The organism is uncultured Streptomyces sp., from assembly GCF_947488945.1.
Classification (GTDB): Bacteria; Actinomycetota; Actinomycetes; order Streptomycetales; family Streptomycetaceae; genus Streptomyces.
In genome coordinates, this window is record NZ_CANLBS010000013.1 from 48,343 (window position 1) to 61,821 (window position 13,479).

Annotated in this window: 14 protein-coding genes; 9 read left to right on the forward strand and 5 right to left on the reverse strand. The window is 71.8% G+C overall.

What is annotated here, in order from left to right:
* Window positions 1-13: 13 nt before the first annotated feature.
* Window positions 14-397, forward strand: a complete 384-nt coding sequence (locus tag Q0994_RS21180; protein WP_299537406.1) for a DUF4406 domain-containing protein — start codon at window positions 14-16, stop codon at window positions 395-397.
* Between the two features lie 323 nt (window positions 398-720).
* On the forward strand, window positions 721-1,269 hold the full coding sequence (locus Q0994_RS21185) for a GNAT family N-acetyltransferase (protein ID WP_299537408.1): 549 nt from the start codon (window positions 721-723) through the stop codon (window positions 1,267-1,269).
* 111 nt (window positions 1,270-1,380) lie between these two features.
* On the opposite strand, the gene Q0994_RS21190 is transcribed toward Q0994_RS21185, so the two are convergent.
* From Q0994_RS21190 to Q0994_RS21200, 3 genes are all read right to left on the reverse strand, one after another.
* A complete protein-coding gene (locus tag Q0994_RS21190; protein ID WP_299537410.1) occupies window positions 1,381-3,099 on the reverse strand; it encodes an acyl-CoA dehydrogenase family protein in 1,719 nt (572 codons plus the stop codon).
* 134 nt (window positions 3,100-3,233) lie between these two features.
* On the reverse strand, window positions 3,234-3,806 hold the full coding sequence (locus Q0994_RS21195) for a PadR family transcriptional regulator (RefSeq protein ID WP_299537412.1): 573 nt from the start codon (window positions 3,804-3,806) through the stop codon (window positions 3,234-3,236).
* A 111-nt stretch (window positions 3,807-3,917) separates the two neighbouring features.
* On the reverse strand, window positions 3,918-4,208 hold the full coding sequence (locus Q0994_RS21200) for a DUF4873 domain-containing protein (protein ID WP_299537415.1): 291 nt from the start codon (window positions 4,206-4,208) through the stop codon (window positions 3,918-3,920).
* 293 nt (window positions 4,209-4,501) lie between these two features.
* Between Q0994_RS21200 and Q0994_RS21205 the strand changes: the two genes are divergently transcribed.
* From Q0994_RS21205 to Q0994_RS21235, 7 genes are all read left to right on the forward strand, one after another.
* Window positions 4,502-5,644 carry a GH12 family glycosyl hydrolase domain-containing protein gene (locus Q0994_RS21205; protein WP_299537418.1) on the forward strand — a complete coding sequence of 381 codons (1,143 nt, stop codon included), beginning with the start codon at window positions 4,502-4,504 and terminating at the stop codon, window positions 5,642-5,644.
* A gap of 208 nt (window positions 5,645-5,852) precedes the next feature.
* Window positions 5,853-6,080 carry a hypothetical protein gene (locus Q0994_RS21210; RefSeq protein WP_299537421.1) on the forward strand — a complete coding sequence of 76 codons (228 nt, stop codon included), beginning with the start codon at window positions 5,853-5,855 and terminating at the stop codon, window positions 6,078-6,080.
* Between the two features lie 566 nt (window positions 6,081-6,646).
* Window positions 6,647-7,573 carry a carbohydrate ABC transporter permease gene (locus Q0994_RS21215; protein WP_299537424.1) on the forward strand — a complete coding sequence of 309 codons (927 nt, stop codon included), beginning with the start codon at window positions 6,647-6,649 and terminating at the stop codon, window positions 7,571-7,573.
* Window positions 7,573-8,493: a carbohydrate ABC transporter permease gene (locus Q0994_RS21220; RefSeq protein WP_299537427.1), complete on the forward strand. Its 921-nt coding sequence runs from the start codon at window positions 7,573-7,575 to the stop codon at window positions 8,491-8,493. The genes Q0994_RS21215 and Q0994_RS21220 overlap by 1 nt, the downstream gene beginning before the upstream one ends.
* A 56-nt stretch (window positions 8,494-8,549) precedes the next feature.
* On the forward strand, window positions 8,550-9,851 hold the full coding sequence (locus Q0994_RS21225) for an extracellular solute-binding protein (protein ID WP_299537429.1): 1,302 nt from the start codon (window positions 8,550-8,552) through the stop codon (window positions 9,849-9,851).
* Between the two features lie 168 nt (window positions 9,852-10,019).
* A complete protein-coding gene (locus Q0994_RS21230; RefSeq protein ID WP_299537431.1) occupies window positions 10,020-11,324 on the forward strand; it encodes a BNR-4 repeat-containing protein in 1,305 nt (434 codons plus the stop codon).
* Between the two features lie 246 nt (window positions 11,325-11,570).
* Window positions 11,571-12,824, forward strand: coding sequence for a PQQ-binding-like beta-propeller repeat protein (locus Q0994_RS21235; RefSeq protein WP_299537433.1), 1,254 nt, complete (start codon window positions 11,571-11,573; stop codon window positions 12,822-12,824).
* Between the two features lie 18 nt (window positions 12,825-12,842).
* Here the strand turns inward: Q0994_RS21235 and Q0994_RS21240 are convergent, their stop codons facing one another.
* Both Q0994_RS21240 and Q0994_RS21245 read right to left on the reverse strand, forming a co-directional pair.
* A complete protein-coding gene (locus tag Q0994_RS21240; protein ID WP_299537435.1) occupies window positions 12,843-13,115 on the reverse strand; it encodes a hypothetical protein in 273 nt (90 codons plus the stop codon).
* Window positions 13,115-13,342, reverse strand: a complete 228-nt coding sequence (locus Q0994_RS21245; protein ID WP_299537437.1) for a hypothetical protein — start codon at window positions 13,340-13,342, stop codon at window positions 13,115-13,117. Before Q0994_RS21245 ends, Q0994_RS21240 begins: the two co-directional genes overlap by 1 nt.
* Between the last annotated feature and the right edge of the window lie 137 nt (window positions 13,343-13,479).

Here is a 13,479-nt window from a genome sequence, read left to right on the forward strand (position 1 = left end):
TATTGTAGCGTCCATGAACGACAAGCCCATGCTCATCCTGATCGCCGGCCCCTACCGGTCCGGCACCCACGGCGACCCGCAGGCCATGGCCGCCAACCTCGCACGCCTCGAAACCGCCGCGTGGCCCGTCTTCGCCGCCGGCCACCTTCCCGTCATCGGCGAGTGGATCGCCCTGCCCGTCCTGAGCTCGGCCGGAGCCGGCCCCACCGACCCCCTCGCCGAGCAGGTGCTCTACCCGACCGCCGAACGCCTGCTGGACCGTTGCGACGCCGTTCTGCGCCTGCCGGGAGACTCCGCCGGAGCCGACCAGGACGTCGCCCTCGCACGGCGCCGCGGCCTGCCCGTCTACTACGACGTCGCCGAGATCCCGACGCTCGCCCGGCACGCGAACGCGTGAGCCCGTCGGCGGGCATGCCCACCTCCGGCCACGCTGAGGGCCGGTCCACGCCGCGCGCGGCCGCTCGCCCGGTTCAGCGCGTGCCCGCCGGAGCCCGCGGGCGACGCGTACAGGGGGTCCACACACTGCCGAAGGCCCAGGAACGCCGACTGCTGCCACGGCGGCTTGGCGAGTCCACGGCACCGGGCGCCGTCCGGGTCCACCGCCTTCGGGCCGACCGGCGCGCTCGGCTACCGCCGCCACGGCGGTGAGGGCGCCCGGTGGGGGGCGAGGTGCCTCCCCGGCTATGCTGCCTCGTTCCCGAGGCCAGGAGGATCCGCGCCATGAGCACCCCCACGTCGTCCCCCTTCCCCGACCGGATGGAGCTCAGGGGGGAAGGCCTCGTCCTGCGTGACTGGACGGAAGCGGACGCGGCCGCGATGCCGGGCTTGTTCGACCACCCCGACATCGCCCACTGGACGCCGATGGTCTCGCCCTTCGACGAGGCGGCCGCCCGCGCGCGGCTGGAGCGGGGTCGGCGGCTGAGGGCCGAGGGCACCACCGTCCTGCTCGCCATCACCGACGACGGGGGCGCACCGCTCGGCGAGGTGATGCTGCGGCGGGCCCCCGAGGGCACCGAGCTCGGCTACGCGGTCGGCCCGGCGCACCGCGGCCGGGGGCTGGCGGCGCGGGCGGTGCGGGTGATGGCCGCATACGCGTTCGAGCAGTTGGGGGTCCGGCAGGTGATCCTGGAACTGGAGGCCGAGAACGCCGCCAGCGTCGCCGTGGCCACCGCGGCGGGCTTCAGCCCGCTCGACGTGCCGCTGATCGAGGGGGAGGAGAAGGGGCGGCCCTACGCCCTGCAGACGTGGGGCCTGGCCTCGCCGTCCTGAGGTTGGCCCACTCTTCCCGCCGGCACGACACCCGCCGGGTTCCGGGTCCGTGCGGCCGGGTGGGGTCCGGTCGCCCGGCCGGTCTGTGCGGCCGGGCGGCCGGCGGCGGGGTCAGGGATTCATCTCGTACGCGCCCGAGTGCGCCTCGACTCGCTTCCAGATCCGGGCCGATCGGTCGGGGTCGACGACCGGGCGGCGGACGGCGCCGAGAGCCCAGTGCTGCTGCTGCTCGGTGGCCGAGTCCTTCCCGTGCAGTTCCACGGCGTGCGCGGAGAAGTCGCGCACCAGGACGGCGAACAGCTCGTCGAGCAGTTCCTCGTCGAGGCCGGTCAGGCGGGCCTGCTCCAGGATCAGCTGGCCGTGCACGACGAGGGCGAAGAGCTGTCCGACCGCGAGCAGCAGGTCGAGATCACGGCTCTGCTCCTCGTCCGGGGCCGCGTCGGTGACGAACGCGCACAGGGCGTCGGCCTGTTCGCGGAAGCGGGCGACGTTGGGCACCTCGGCGTACGCGTCGAAGGCGGTGCGCCAGTCGTGGAAGCGGACGGAACCCAGGCCGCGGGCCGGGCCCTGGCTGAAGAGGAAGTCGTCGTCGGCCGCGTCGAGGCGGGTCGGGACCTCGGGGTGGTCGACGGGGTCCAGCAGGTGGTTGCGCATGAACTTCAGGATCAGCGCGAGGTTGACGTGGACGGTGCCTTCCAGCTTGGGCAGCCCCCGGATCTCGACGGCGGCCTGGGCGAAGTAGTTGTCCTTCTCGAACCCCTTGGCGGCGACGACGTCCCACATCAGGTCGATGACCTTCTCGCCCTCCGTGGTGACCTTCATCTTGGTCATCGGGTTGAACAGGAGGTAGCGGCGGTCTTCGGGCGAGGCCGAGCGGAAGTAGTCGACGGCCCGGTCGCTGAAGAGCTTCATGCCCACCAGGCGCACGTAGGCGTCGGTCAGCTCGCGGCGCACGTGCGGGAACGCGGTGACCGGACGTCCGTAGAGGACGCGGTTGTTCGCGTGGGTCACCGCCTCGTACAGGGCGTGCTCGCAGATGCCGATCGAGGCGGTGCAGAGGTTGAACTTGCCGACGTTGACCGTGTTGAGGGCGGCGTCGAAAGCCGCACGGCCGGTGTGCAGGACGTCGGAGGCGGCCACCGGGTAGTCCGCCAGCCGGAACTCGCTGACGTACTTCGAGGAGTCGACGACGTTCTTGACCAGCTGGTACGCGGGGTGGCGGCTGTCCGCCGCGAAGAACACGTACGCGTCGGGGCCTTCGACGTCCGTGCGGCGGCCGAAGACGGAGACGAGCCCGGCCGCGTTGCCGTTGCCGATGTAGTACTTGGAGCCGTTGGCCACGAACCCGCCGTCGCCGGTCGGCTCCAGCAGCATGTCGGTGGAGTAGATGTCGGCGCCGTGGGTCTTCTCGGACAGACCGAAGGCGAACACCTCGCCCTCGGCCAGGAGGCGGGCGGCGCGCTCGCGGGCCTCGGCGTTGCCGCTCTGCCAGACCGGACCCAGGCCGAGGATCGTCACCTGCCAGGCGTACCAGTAGTCCAGGCCGTAGAACCCCAGGATCTCGTTGAGGGCGGCGATCCGGGCGGTGTCCCAGCGCTGGTCCGCGCGGCCCGCCTCGGCGGCGGGGGTGAGGAAGGTGCTGAACAGCCCCTCCTCTGCGGCGAAGGCCAAGAAGTCGCCCAACCAGGCGCGGGTCCGGTAGTCCTCGATGATGCGGCGCTTCCCGCGCGCCTCGAACCAGTCGACGGTGGCGCGCAGCAGCCTGCGGGTCTCGGGGTCGAAGTGGGAGGGGTCGTAGGTGCGGGGGTTGAACAGCAGGGAGTCGGCCATGGAGGGCGCCTTCCGGTGGGGAGGGAGGTGAAGGGACGGGCTGGGGCGATGGGGCGGGTCCGCGACGCCCGGGAGACGCGCCGGCGCACCGGAGCGCGCTGCGGCGGCCGGGGCGCCGGGGACGACGGGCCCGCTCAGAGGGCGTGGACCGTGGACGTGTCGATACGGTGGAGGGTGGCGAGTACGTCGTCGAGCCAGGCGATCGTCATCCGCTCGAACGCGATGCCGCCGCGCAGCACCACGTGCTGCAGTTCCTGGCCGGCGTCCCGGGGCGACGGGGTGTCGGCGGCACCGGGGAAGTCCCGCTGTTCGCCCGCGAGATAGTGCGCGAGCCGGTCGCGGTGCACCTCGCGGTGCCGCTCCACCTCCGCCACCAGCGCGGCCGGATCGTCGAAGGCCGCTCCGCGGATCTTCACGGCGAGATCGTGCCTCAGGGTCTCGGGTTCGATCGGCTGGTGCAGCCATTCGGTGAGTGTGGCGCGGCCCGGTCCGGCGACCGAGTACTCCTTCTTGTCGGGTCTGCCCTGCTGGGGCACCTCGCGGACCAGGAGGAGGCCACCGGCCGTCATCCGGGTGAGGACCCGGTAGATCTGCTGGTGGCCGGCGGTCCAGAAGTAGCCGATCGACCGCTCGAAGCGCCGGGCCAGCTCATAGCCGGAGCCGGGCCGCTCCAGCAGGGAGACGAGGATCGCGTGTTCGAGCGCCATGCCGGGATCCTGCTATGCAACTTGTTGCATAGGCAAGCCCCGGACGGGCTGCTGAGAGATGGCTCACGCGAGCCCCTCCCCCGGTGCCGCCGACCCCCGGGATCGCGCGGTTCAGAAGGGTGCGGGTCCGTCGCCCCGGAGCGTGGCGGTGCCGCTTTCCGCGTCCATGTCGATCTCCGCCCGCGCGCTGCGGCCGTCGGGCAGGCGCAGGGTGACTCCGCCGCTCTGCACGGCGGGCCAGAAGGCCGCCTGGAGCCCGTCGGCCCCGACGCTGCCGGCCCACCGGCCCGGCCCGTCGGGGCCGCCCGCCCGCAGGGTGGCCATGACCGCGGTCTCGTGCCCGCCGATGATCAGGGTCGCGGGTCCTTCGTAGATGCCGTCGATGCCGTCGATGTCGCTCATGGATCCAGCCTGCCCGGCGAACCCGGATCGACGCGCGACCGGTGGAGGGCGGGCATCCGGGCGGGGCGGGCGAGGTCGCGGGCCGCCAGGGCGGCGGCGCGGGCAGGTGGCGGGGCCGGGGGTGCGGGCTCCGGGGAGGCCGGGATTCCGGGACGGGGGGCGGTCGGGAGGCCGGGCGCAACAAACCCTGTGCAGTCTCTTGTCACCCCTCCCCGGCAGCCCTACAGTCCCGACGGATGGGAGCGCTCCCACGGCGCTCTCCCCCACCTCCCGCACAGGCCCGAAGGGACACGATGCGACACCGTGCACGCACCCTCCTGACAGCTCTTGCGCTGATGCTGGGCACGACCGCCGCCCTGCTCACCACCACTCCCGCCACCCAGGCCGCGGCTCAGGCCGCCGGCCAGGTCGTCTGCGACCAGTACGGCACCACCACCGTCCAGGGCCGCTACACGGCCCAGAACAACCGGTGGGGCACCGCCGCCACGCAGTGCATCGACGTCGGCGACACCGGGTTCACCCTCACCCAGGCCGACGGGGCCGTCTCGACGTCCGGCCCGCCGAAGTCGTACCCCTCCATCTTCCTCGGCTGCCACTACACCACCTGCTCGCCGGGGACGAACCTGCCGAAGCGGATCGACACCATCGCCGCGGTCCCCACCTCGCTCACCTACGGGTACGTCGGCAACGCGACCTACAACGCCTCGTTCGACATCTGGCTCGACCCGCAGCCGAAGACGGACGGGGTCAACAAGACGGAGATCATGATCTGGTTCAACCGGGTCGGCTCCATCCAGCCCATCGGACGACCGGTCGGCACCGCCGACGTCGGCGGCCGGTCCTGGGAGGTGTGGACCGGCAACAACGGCGGCAACGACGTGATCTCCTTCCTGGCCCCGTCGGCCATCCCCAGCTGGTCGTTCGACGTGAAGGACTTCGTGGACCATACGGTCAGCCGTGGCATGGCCGCCGCGAACTGGTACCTCACGAGCGTGCAGGCGGGCTTCGAGCCGTGGGTGGGCGGCGCGGGTCTCTCGCTCTCCTCCTTCTCCTCGTCCGTGACGGACGGTCAGGACACCGGCGGCGGTACGGAGACCCCGCCCCCGGGCGGACAGGCCGCCTGCCAGGTCACGTACGCGCCCAACGTGTGGCCCGGCGGGTTCACCACCAACGTGACCGTCAAGAACACCGGCACCTCGGCGGTCAACGGCTGGGACCTCGCCTTCACCCTGCCTCCGGGCCAGCAGGTGACCCAGGCGTGGAACGCGACCGTCAGCCCCGGCAGCGGAGCGGTCACCGCTCGCGGCGCCGCGCACACCGCCGTGATCAGCCCGGGAACCAGCCAGTCCTTCGGCTTCCAGGGCACCTGGACCGGAGGCGCCTTCACCGAGCCCGCGGGCTTCACGCTCGGCGGCGCCGCCTGCACGGTGGCCTGACCGGGCACCGCACGCCGGCACGGGCCGCGCCGGGACATCCAACCCCGGCGCGGCACCGTGCGTCCCGGAGCGGCACCGCGCACCCCGGCACCGCCCGCCCCTCCGCGGCCCCGCACCACTGCACCCTTGCGGCCTTGCGGCCGTAGTACATGCGCCGCACTACGCGCATCGGCCGGTCGGCCGGGGCTCGGCTTTCTACACTCGCGGGATGGACAACAACCACACCTGCACCCAGTGCGGCACGGTCGGCCTGCTGGACGGTTTCCTCGAGGACGCGGGTGAGCATGCACGCGGATACGCGCGCTGGATCGAGGGAGCCCTGGAGCGGGGGCTGTTCGGGGGCGCCAAGCGGATGGGCCGGCCCCGACGGCAGATAGAGGCGTTCCGCTGCCCGGAGTGCGGGCATCTCGAACTGTTCGCGACCGGCGAGGTGTAACCGAGCCCGCGGGGCCGTGCACGGCCCACTCCCTCCGCCGTACCCGACCGCCGTCTCTTCCCAAGCCCGTCGCTCCGGCCACCGCGCCGGGGCGGCGGGCTGTTCGCGCTGCCCCGGCGCGGGGCGGGCCGGCGGGGCCGAGGCGTTCCGGCAGCGGTCTCCCGGCCCTTCGTGGTCCCGGTGCGGCGGAGTGCCCGGTTTCCGGGCGTCGCGGCTCTCTGACGTGCGACGGTGCCCTTACAGACCCATGTTGCACGTACATCACATGCACATTGCGCAAGTACTGTTCATCCTGTGGGATTTGTTGTACGTTTCCGGCGCAGCGAGGAGATCGTGCGACGCGGCGCGGCGGGTGACCCCGACCAGGTGAGCCGATGTCGCCGGGACCATACGGAACCGGCGATTCACCAACAAAGGGTTGACGCAATCGCACCATACGGAGAACGATCCCGCATGCTGCAACTTACGTTCCACGGAGCATGTATCGGCTTCCAGTCAGGGCCTCGGACGAGCACCCGCGCTGCCACGCCCAGCACCGCTCCCGCCCCGTTCGAGAGGACAGACCCATGAGTACGGCCGCACCTCCCCGGAAGGCCGCCGCACGCCGCGAGCGGGCCGGCGGACGGCTCTCCAACGGCGCGTTCGCACTGCTGCTGACCGCACCCGGCATCGCCCTGTTCGCGACGATCATCATCTACCCACTGGTGTCGGCCCTGTTCACCGGCTTCTTCAAGCAGGACCTGCGGCTGCCCGGCCGCGAGTTCGTCGGCCTGGAGAACTTCGCCTACTGGCTGGACGGTGACTTCCTCACGATCCTGAGGCAGACGCTGGTCTTCACCGTCGGCGCGACCCTCGTCCCCTTCGTGATCGGCTTCGCGCTGGCCCTGGCACTGAACACCGGCCTCAAGGGCAGCGGCTTCATGCGGGGGCTGTTCCTGTTCCCCTGGGTGATCCCGGGCGTCGTGGTGTCCTTCCTCTGGATGTGGATCTTCAACGCGAACTACGGGGTCCTGAACGGCGTCCTCATGGAGACCGGGATCATCGACGAGTCCGTCTCCTGGCTCGGCCGCCCCGGCACGGCCATGGTCGCCGTCATCGTGACCAAGACCTGGGCGAGCTTCCCCTGGATGATGGTGATGCTCCTCGCCGGTCTGCAGACCGTGCCCAAGGAACTGCACGAGGCGGCCTCGATCGACGGCGCGGGCTCGATCCGCCGCTTCCTCTCCGTCACCTGGCCGCAGGTCCGCGGTGTCGCATCGATCGTGCTGCTGCTGGAGTTCATCTGGAACTTCCAGCACTTCGACACCATCTACGTGCTCACCGGCGGCGGCCCGGCCGGCGCCACCGAGACCTTCGCCACCGCCGTGTACCGCACTGCCTTCAAGGGCTTCGACATCGGCCGGGCGACCGCGCTGGGCGGCCTGTGGATGCTGCTGCTCCTCCTCCTCGTCGTCGTATACCTCAGGATCACCGAGCGGAAGGGCGACGCCTGATGACCACCACCACCTCCACCCCGCTGCACGGCACCGAGCGGCTGAAGACGTCCGCGACGCCCACCGCGCGCACCGGGCGGCGACGGATGCGCAAGGACGTGCTCCGCTCACGGGTCGTCGCCTGGACCGCCGTCCTGGTGATCGGAGCCTTCGGCCTCCTGCCGGTGTACTGGCTGCTGGCCACGGCGCTCAGCGCCCCCGAGCAGGCGTTCCAGTTCCCGCCCAAGCTCGTTCCCACCAGCATCACCTTCAGCAACTTCACCGCGCTGGCCGAGAACGACCAGTTGATCACGTACCTGGTCAACTCGCTGGTCGTGGCCTCGATCACGGCCGTGCTGAGCGTGGTCGTCGCGACCTACATGGGCTACTCGTTCTCGAAGTTCCGCTACCGGGGCCGGCGTTCCCTGATGCACATGGTGCTGGCTTCGCAGATGTTCCCCCAGGCGCTGCTGCTGGTGACGCTGTACGCGGTGTTCTCCAGCTTCGGTCTGCTGAACACGTACACCGCGCTGGTGCTGTCCTTCACCACGTTCACGATGCCGCTGTGCGTCTGGATGCTGAAGGGCATCTTCGACACCATCCCGGACGCCCTGCTGGAGGCCGCGTCCATCGACGGCGCGTCCCGCTGGCGGACGCTGCACTCGATCGTGGCGCCGCTGGCCGCGCCCGGCATGGTGGCCGCCGGACTGTTCGCGTTCGTCCGCGGCTGGAACGACTTCATCTTCGCGGTGACGCTGGCCGACAAGGAGAAGCAGACGCTTCCGCCCGGTCTGGTCTCCACCTACATCGGGGAGTTCCAGGCCGCCTGGCCGGAGCTGATGGCGGCTTCGCTCGTCGTGTCCGTTCCGGTGGTCGTGGCCTTCATGTTCCTGCAGCGCTACCTCGTCGGCGGGATGACCGCCGGTTCGGTCAAGAGCTGATCCCGCTCCCGCCCCCACACACCTTCCCCTTCCGCCCAACTCCCCAGGGAGACACCATGACCACCTCTGGCATCAGCCGGCGCGGCGCGCTGCGCATGTTCGGCCTCGGCGCGCTCGGCGTCGCCGGCACCGGTGTGCTGGCCGCCTGCGCCCCCTCCGGTCCCGCCTCCTCGTCCAACGGGGGCGACACGAAGACCAAGAACTTCGACTTCACCTCGTGGTCGCTGAACGAGGAGACCGCGAAGCCGTCGATCGAGAAGATCATCGCCGCGTGGGAGAAGGCCCAGGGGTCGAAGATCCGCGCGGTCTCGTACCCGTACAACGAGTACCTGAGCCAGCTCACCCTCAAGCTCGGCGGCGGGGAGACGACCGGCGCGATACACCTGGACATCGCCTGGCTCGCCGCCGTGGCGCAGATGGGGAAGCTCGCCGACCTGGCGCCGGTGGCGCCCAAGGGCGGTTACACGGACGTCGCGCTGAAGAGCGGTGTGTACGACGGCAAGCAGTACGGGCTGCCGTGGAACACCGGCTCGATCGGTGTGATCGCCAACGCCAAGCTGCTGAAGAAGGCCGGGATCGAGAAGCACCCCACCACGGTGGAGGAGTTCGAGGCCGCGCTGCGCGAGCTGAAGGGGCTCGGCGGCGGGGTGGTGCCGTACGCCGCGGCCACGAAGGTGGCGCAGCTGAAGGACATCTTCCCGTGGATGCAGACGTTCGGCTGCACGCTGATGGACGGCGACAAGGTGACCATCGGCGACGACGCCTCCGTCGACGCGGTGACCTGGTACAAGAAGCTGCACGACGCGAAGCTGATCGCCGCGGACGTGGACCGTTTCGACGCGCGGGCCCTGTTCGGTCAGGGCAAGGCGGCGTTCTACGACGACGCGATCATCGGCAAGGGCGTGACCTCGGCGCAGTCCTCCGACAAGACGCTCGCCGACGCGATGCAGCCGATGCAGCGCCCGGTCCTGAAGGCCGGCGACACGCCGCAGGCGCTCCTGTGGGGCGGTGTGATCGCGATCGTCAACGGCAAGGGTCAGGACGCGGCGACGGAGTTCGCCCTGCACACCACCTCCGACCTCGCCACCACGTCCGAGTACTTCGTCTCGCGGGCCCTGCCGCCGTCGACGACGGCCGGTCTGGCCGATCCGAAGGTCGCCTCGGACACCTTCACCACCGAGTGGACCGAGAAGATCACCAAGACGGCGACCGGCAGCCCGTTCTGGCAGTTCGCGCAGAACGCGCAGATCGAGGAGGCCGTGGCCGAGCAGGTCCAGGCCGTCCTGGTCGGCAAGACGAAGCCGAAGGACGCGATGAAGGCGGCCGGCGAGGAGATCACCGCCCTCATCAAGCGCTGACCGCAGGGCGCGCCCGCACGGGCTCGCCCTCCGGCCCTCCGGGGCGCCCGGTGGTGACGCCGCCGGGGCCCCGGCCCCCGCCCCTCCCGGGCTCCCGCACGGCACCGGCCCGGTGTGCGGCGTTCTCCGTTCCTCCCGCGCCACCCCCCGCCCACGAAGGAGTTCACCTTGCGACGTCCCTCGGTTCGCGCGTACGCCGCCTCGGCCGCGGCCCTGGCCGCCCTGCTCAGCCCGCTGCCCGCCGCCCGGGCCGACAGCGCCCCCCGTGCCGCGGTCGCGGCGACGGTCGTGGAGAAGGTCCCGTACGCGATGGACTCCTCCAACCAGGCCGCGTGGTGGACGCCCGCCGCCACGTACAAGGGCCGGGGCCAGTACACGTACTTCGCGTTCAACGAGCCGGGCTCCACGGCGGCGACGCACCGCCCGGCCATCGCGCGGCGCGACCCTGACGGTGTGTGGAGCCGGCTGCCGCTGCTGAACGCCGACGGGCGGCAGGCGGAGTTCGCGGACGACAACGGTCACAACCAGCCGTCCGTCGCCCGTGACGGCAGCGGTCGTCTGCACGTGTTCACGTCCATGCACGCCAACCCCTGGCGCTACTACCGCACCGAGGCGCCCGGCGGGAGCGTCACCGACCACGCGGCGGAGCTGCCCGACCAGGGCCAGGCCATCACCTATCCGGTGCTGACCACCGCTCCCAACGGGGACCTGTACCTGGCCGCCCGTGTCGGCGCCGGCAACGACCAGCGCCCCGGCAAGCTCTACCGCTGGGACAACGCCGCCTCCCGGTGGAGCGTCGTCGCGACGTTCGCCACCGCGCTGAACCGCTCGGTGTACCCGGACGACCTGACGGTGGACTCCGCCGGGCGCGTGCATCTGCTGTACGAGTGGGCCAAGGCGCCGGCCACCGCGTTCCGCCACCAGCTCTCCTACCTGCGGTACGACCCGGCGACCGGCGCGTTCACGGACAGTTCCGGCGCGTCCGTCACCGCCCCGGTGACGCCCGCGACGTCCGACGTGATCCAGGACCTCACCGCGGGTGAGGAGTGGAGCATCGACAACGCCTACACCGGACCGGCGGTGCAGAGCGCGAAGCTGACCCTCGACGACGGCTCCGTGCCCAAAGTCGCCTACCGCTACCGTTCCGCCGACAGTGGTGGGAACTTCCGGGTGTACTACGCCTATCCGAGCGGCGGAGGCTGGGCCCGCCAGACGGTGTACAGCGGCGGCCAGACCACTGCCGCCCTCGGTCTCACCTGGAACGCGACGGACGCGAAGCGGGTGTACTACGTGACGTCGACGGGCACGGAGCGGGTCTTCGCCGCGACCGAGTCGGCCGGTGCGTGGAGTGCGGTGGCCGCAGCTCCCGGGGTGGCCGCGGACCGGCTGGCGGTGCGGCGCGACTCGGACGGCAACGACGTGCTGTACCTCGCCGACACCGCGCACAACGCGCTGTACTACGGGCTGCGCTGACACCCGGCCCCCGGTTCCCACGGCTGCCCCGGCCGGTCCTCGGACCGGCCGGGGCAGGTCGCGTCCGGCGCGCCGGACGGACCGCGGACGCGGCCCGTGCGCGTCCGCGGGGGACGGTGACGAGCGGTCCACAGTCGTGTCCCGATCATGTACCGGCCGGCCGGCGGCCGGGGGGCGCCGTCTAGCCTGACGGCGCTGCGGACGTCCGACCGGTGTCGTCGCGGCACGACGGGAGCGGGGGCACGGATGACGGGCGGGGACATGGGCGCGGTGGCGGGCGGCGGCCGGGCGGTGTCGCGGAGACGGCTGCTGCGGATGGCGGGCGCCGGTACGGTGCTGGCCGCCATCGGCGCCGGGGGCGCGGCGTGCGGGCCCAAGGAGCCGGTGCCACCCGCGTCGGGCGGCGCCTCGGGCCACGCCGGCGACGAGAACGCCGGCGCCTTCACCACTCCCCCGCCGGGCACCGCGCCCGAGCCGCTGTGGCGGGCGTCGACGTCCCACGACAATCTGGGCGGGCTGCTGGCCCTCGCCGTCGTCGGGGACGTCGTGCTGGTGTCCGGCGACCCGCTGGTGGGCCGGGACGTCGTCACGGGCGAGGAGAAGTGGTCGCGGGCCGGCATCACCACGCCCGGCGCCCGGCTGATTCTCGGCGGTGGGACGCTGTACCTCTCCAGCGCGCAGTACGACGGTGACGTCGTGGGCATCGCGCCCGCCACCGGTGAGGAGACCTGGCGCAGCCGGCTGGGCGACGCCTATCAGCAGCCCCGGCCGATCGCGGCCGACGACCGGCGGGTGTACGTGCTGGCCGGGGTGCTGGAGAAGGACTTCTCGACGCCGACCAACGTCATCGCCGCGATCGACACCGCCACGGGCGAGGTGGTCTGGCAGGAGAAGCGCGACGCGGGCACGGAGGAGTACGGCATCACCGCGTCGGTCGTCGGCGACCGGCTGGTGTACACCGACTACCGGAAGAACGTGACGGTCCGGGAGACGGCTTCGGGCCGGCAGGTGTGGACGAAGAAGATCGGCAAGTCCAACTACCGGCGCTTCGCCACCCACGAGGATCTGGTCGTGGTGGCCGACGGGCAGCGGCTGCGCGCCTTCGGACTGGCCGCGGGCGAGGAGCGGTGGTCGCTGGCGACGGAACGGTTCAGCCTGTTCAAGGACCCGCAGGTGCTGGGCGGCGTCCTCTACGCCTCGGACAGCGTGCGCGGTCTGTGGGCGGTGGACCCGGGGACCGGGAAGCGGATCTGGCACAACGGGGACCTGCTGGACTCGGCGGCGCAGGCGTGGCAGTTCGCCCTGGTGGGCGGCACCCTGTACGGCGCGACCGAGTTCGACGCGGACGGCGGTGTGCACGCGTTCGAGGCGTCGACGGGGAAGCTGCGCTGGACGTACAACGACGGGAGCGGTGACATCCAGCAGTGGTACGCGGTGGCGGCGGGCGAGCGGCTCGCGGTGATGCACGGGAAGCGGCTGTACGCGCTGCCCGCGGTGTGAGCGGGGCGGGGCTTCGGCTCACACCTCGATGTAGGCGACCACCACCACGGTGCGCAGGGCGGTGACGAAGTAGAGGACGCGTACGTTCTCGATCTCGTCGGTGTACTGGCGCAGTTCGGGCCCGGTCGCGTCGCCGCCGCCGTCGCCGGGGATGGGTTCACCGATCCCGGGGTCGACGGAGAGGGCGACGAGGGTGCGGTCCAGTGCGTGGATCTCGCGTTCGCCGGTGAGTTCTTCGAGCTGTTTGGCCGCGGAGTCGCTGAACGCGATCCGGGCGCGCCGCACGGGCATCAGGCGACGGCCGGGCGGCGGGAGGCGAGGCGGGCGAGGTGCTGTTCCCTCAGCTCCTCCCACGGGGTGCAGTCCTCCACCGCGGGAAGCCCGTTGGCGGCGATGTCCTCCAGCGCGGCGGCCACCCGGTCGGCGCGTTCGCGGGTCCGGGCCGCGTAGGCGCGGACCGCTTCGGCGGTCGCGGGCTCCAACTGCTGGCGCGTGGAGGGGGCCTGCTGTTCGCTCATCGGCGTGCTCCCGGCGGTCGTACCTGCGTGAGCTCCTACCGTAGCGCCGGACGGGGGCGCGGTGCCGGGGTACGGGGGAACGGGCGTGGGTGGTGCTGCGGCCGCCGGCGCCCGGAGGGGTGTGCGGCGCGCACTGC

Coding starts and splice junctions, on each gene's coding strand:
- Q0994_RS21245 (WP_299537437.1), bottom strand. CDS start 13,342: ATGAGCGAACAGCAGGCCCCCTCCACGCGCCAGCAGTTGGAGCCCGCG.
- Q0994_RS21220 (WP_299537427.1), top strand. CDS start 7,573: ATGACCACCACCACCTCCACCCCGCTGCACGGCACCGAGCGGCTGAAG.
- Q0994_RS21185 (WP_299537408.1), top strand. CDS start 721: ATGAGCACCCCCACGTCGTCCCCCTTCCCCGACCGGATGGAGCTCAGG.
- Q0994_RS21180 (WP_299537406.1), top strand. CDS start 14: ATGAACGACAAGCCCATGCTCATCCTGATCGCCGGCCCCTACCGGTCC.
- Q0994_RS21210 (WP_299537421.1), top strand. CDS start 5,853: ATGGACAACAACCACACCTGCACCCAGTGCGGCACGGTCGGCCTGCTG.
- Q0994_RS21195 (WP_299537412.1), bottom strand. CDS start 3,806: ATGGCGCTCGAACACGCGATCCTCGTCTCCCTGCTGGAGCGGCCCGGC.
- Q0994_RS21200 (WP_299537415.1), bottom strand. CDS start 4,208: ATGAGCGACATCGACGGCATCGACGGCATCTACGAAGGACCCGCGACC.
- Q0994_RS21240 (WP_299537435.1), bottom strand. CDS start 13,115: ATGCCCGTGCGGCGCGCCCGGATCGCGTTCAGCGACTCCGCGGCCAAA.
- Q0994_RS21215 (WP_299537424.1), top strand. CDS start 6,647: ATGAGTACGGCCGCACCTCCCCGGAAGGCCGCCGCACGCCGCGAGCGG.
- Q0994_RS21190 (WP_299537410.1), bottom strand. CDS start 3,099: ATGGCCGACTCCCTGCTGTTCAACCCCCGCACCTACGACCCCTCCCAC.
- Q0994_RS21235 (WP_299537433.1), top strand. CDS start 11,571: ATGACGGGCGGGGACATGGGCGCGGTGGCGGGCGGCGGCCGGGCGGTG.
- Q0994_RS21205 (WP_299537418.1), top strand. CDS start 4,502: ATGCGACACCGTGCACGCACCCTCCTGACAGCTCTTGCGCTGATGCTG.
- Q0994_RS21225 (WP_299537429.1), top strand. CDS start 8,550: ATGACCACCTCTGGCATCAGCCGGCGCGGCGCGCTGCGCATGTTCGGC.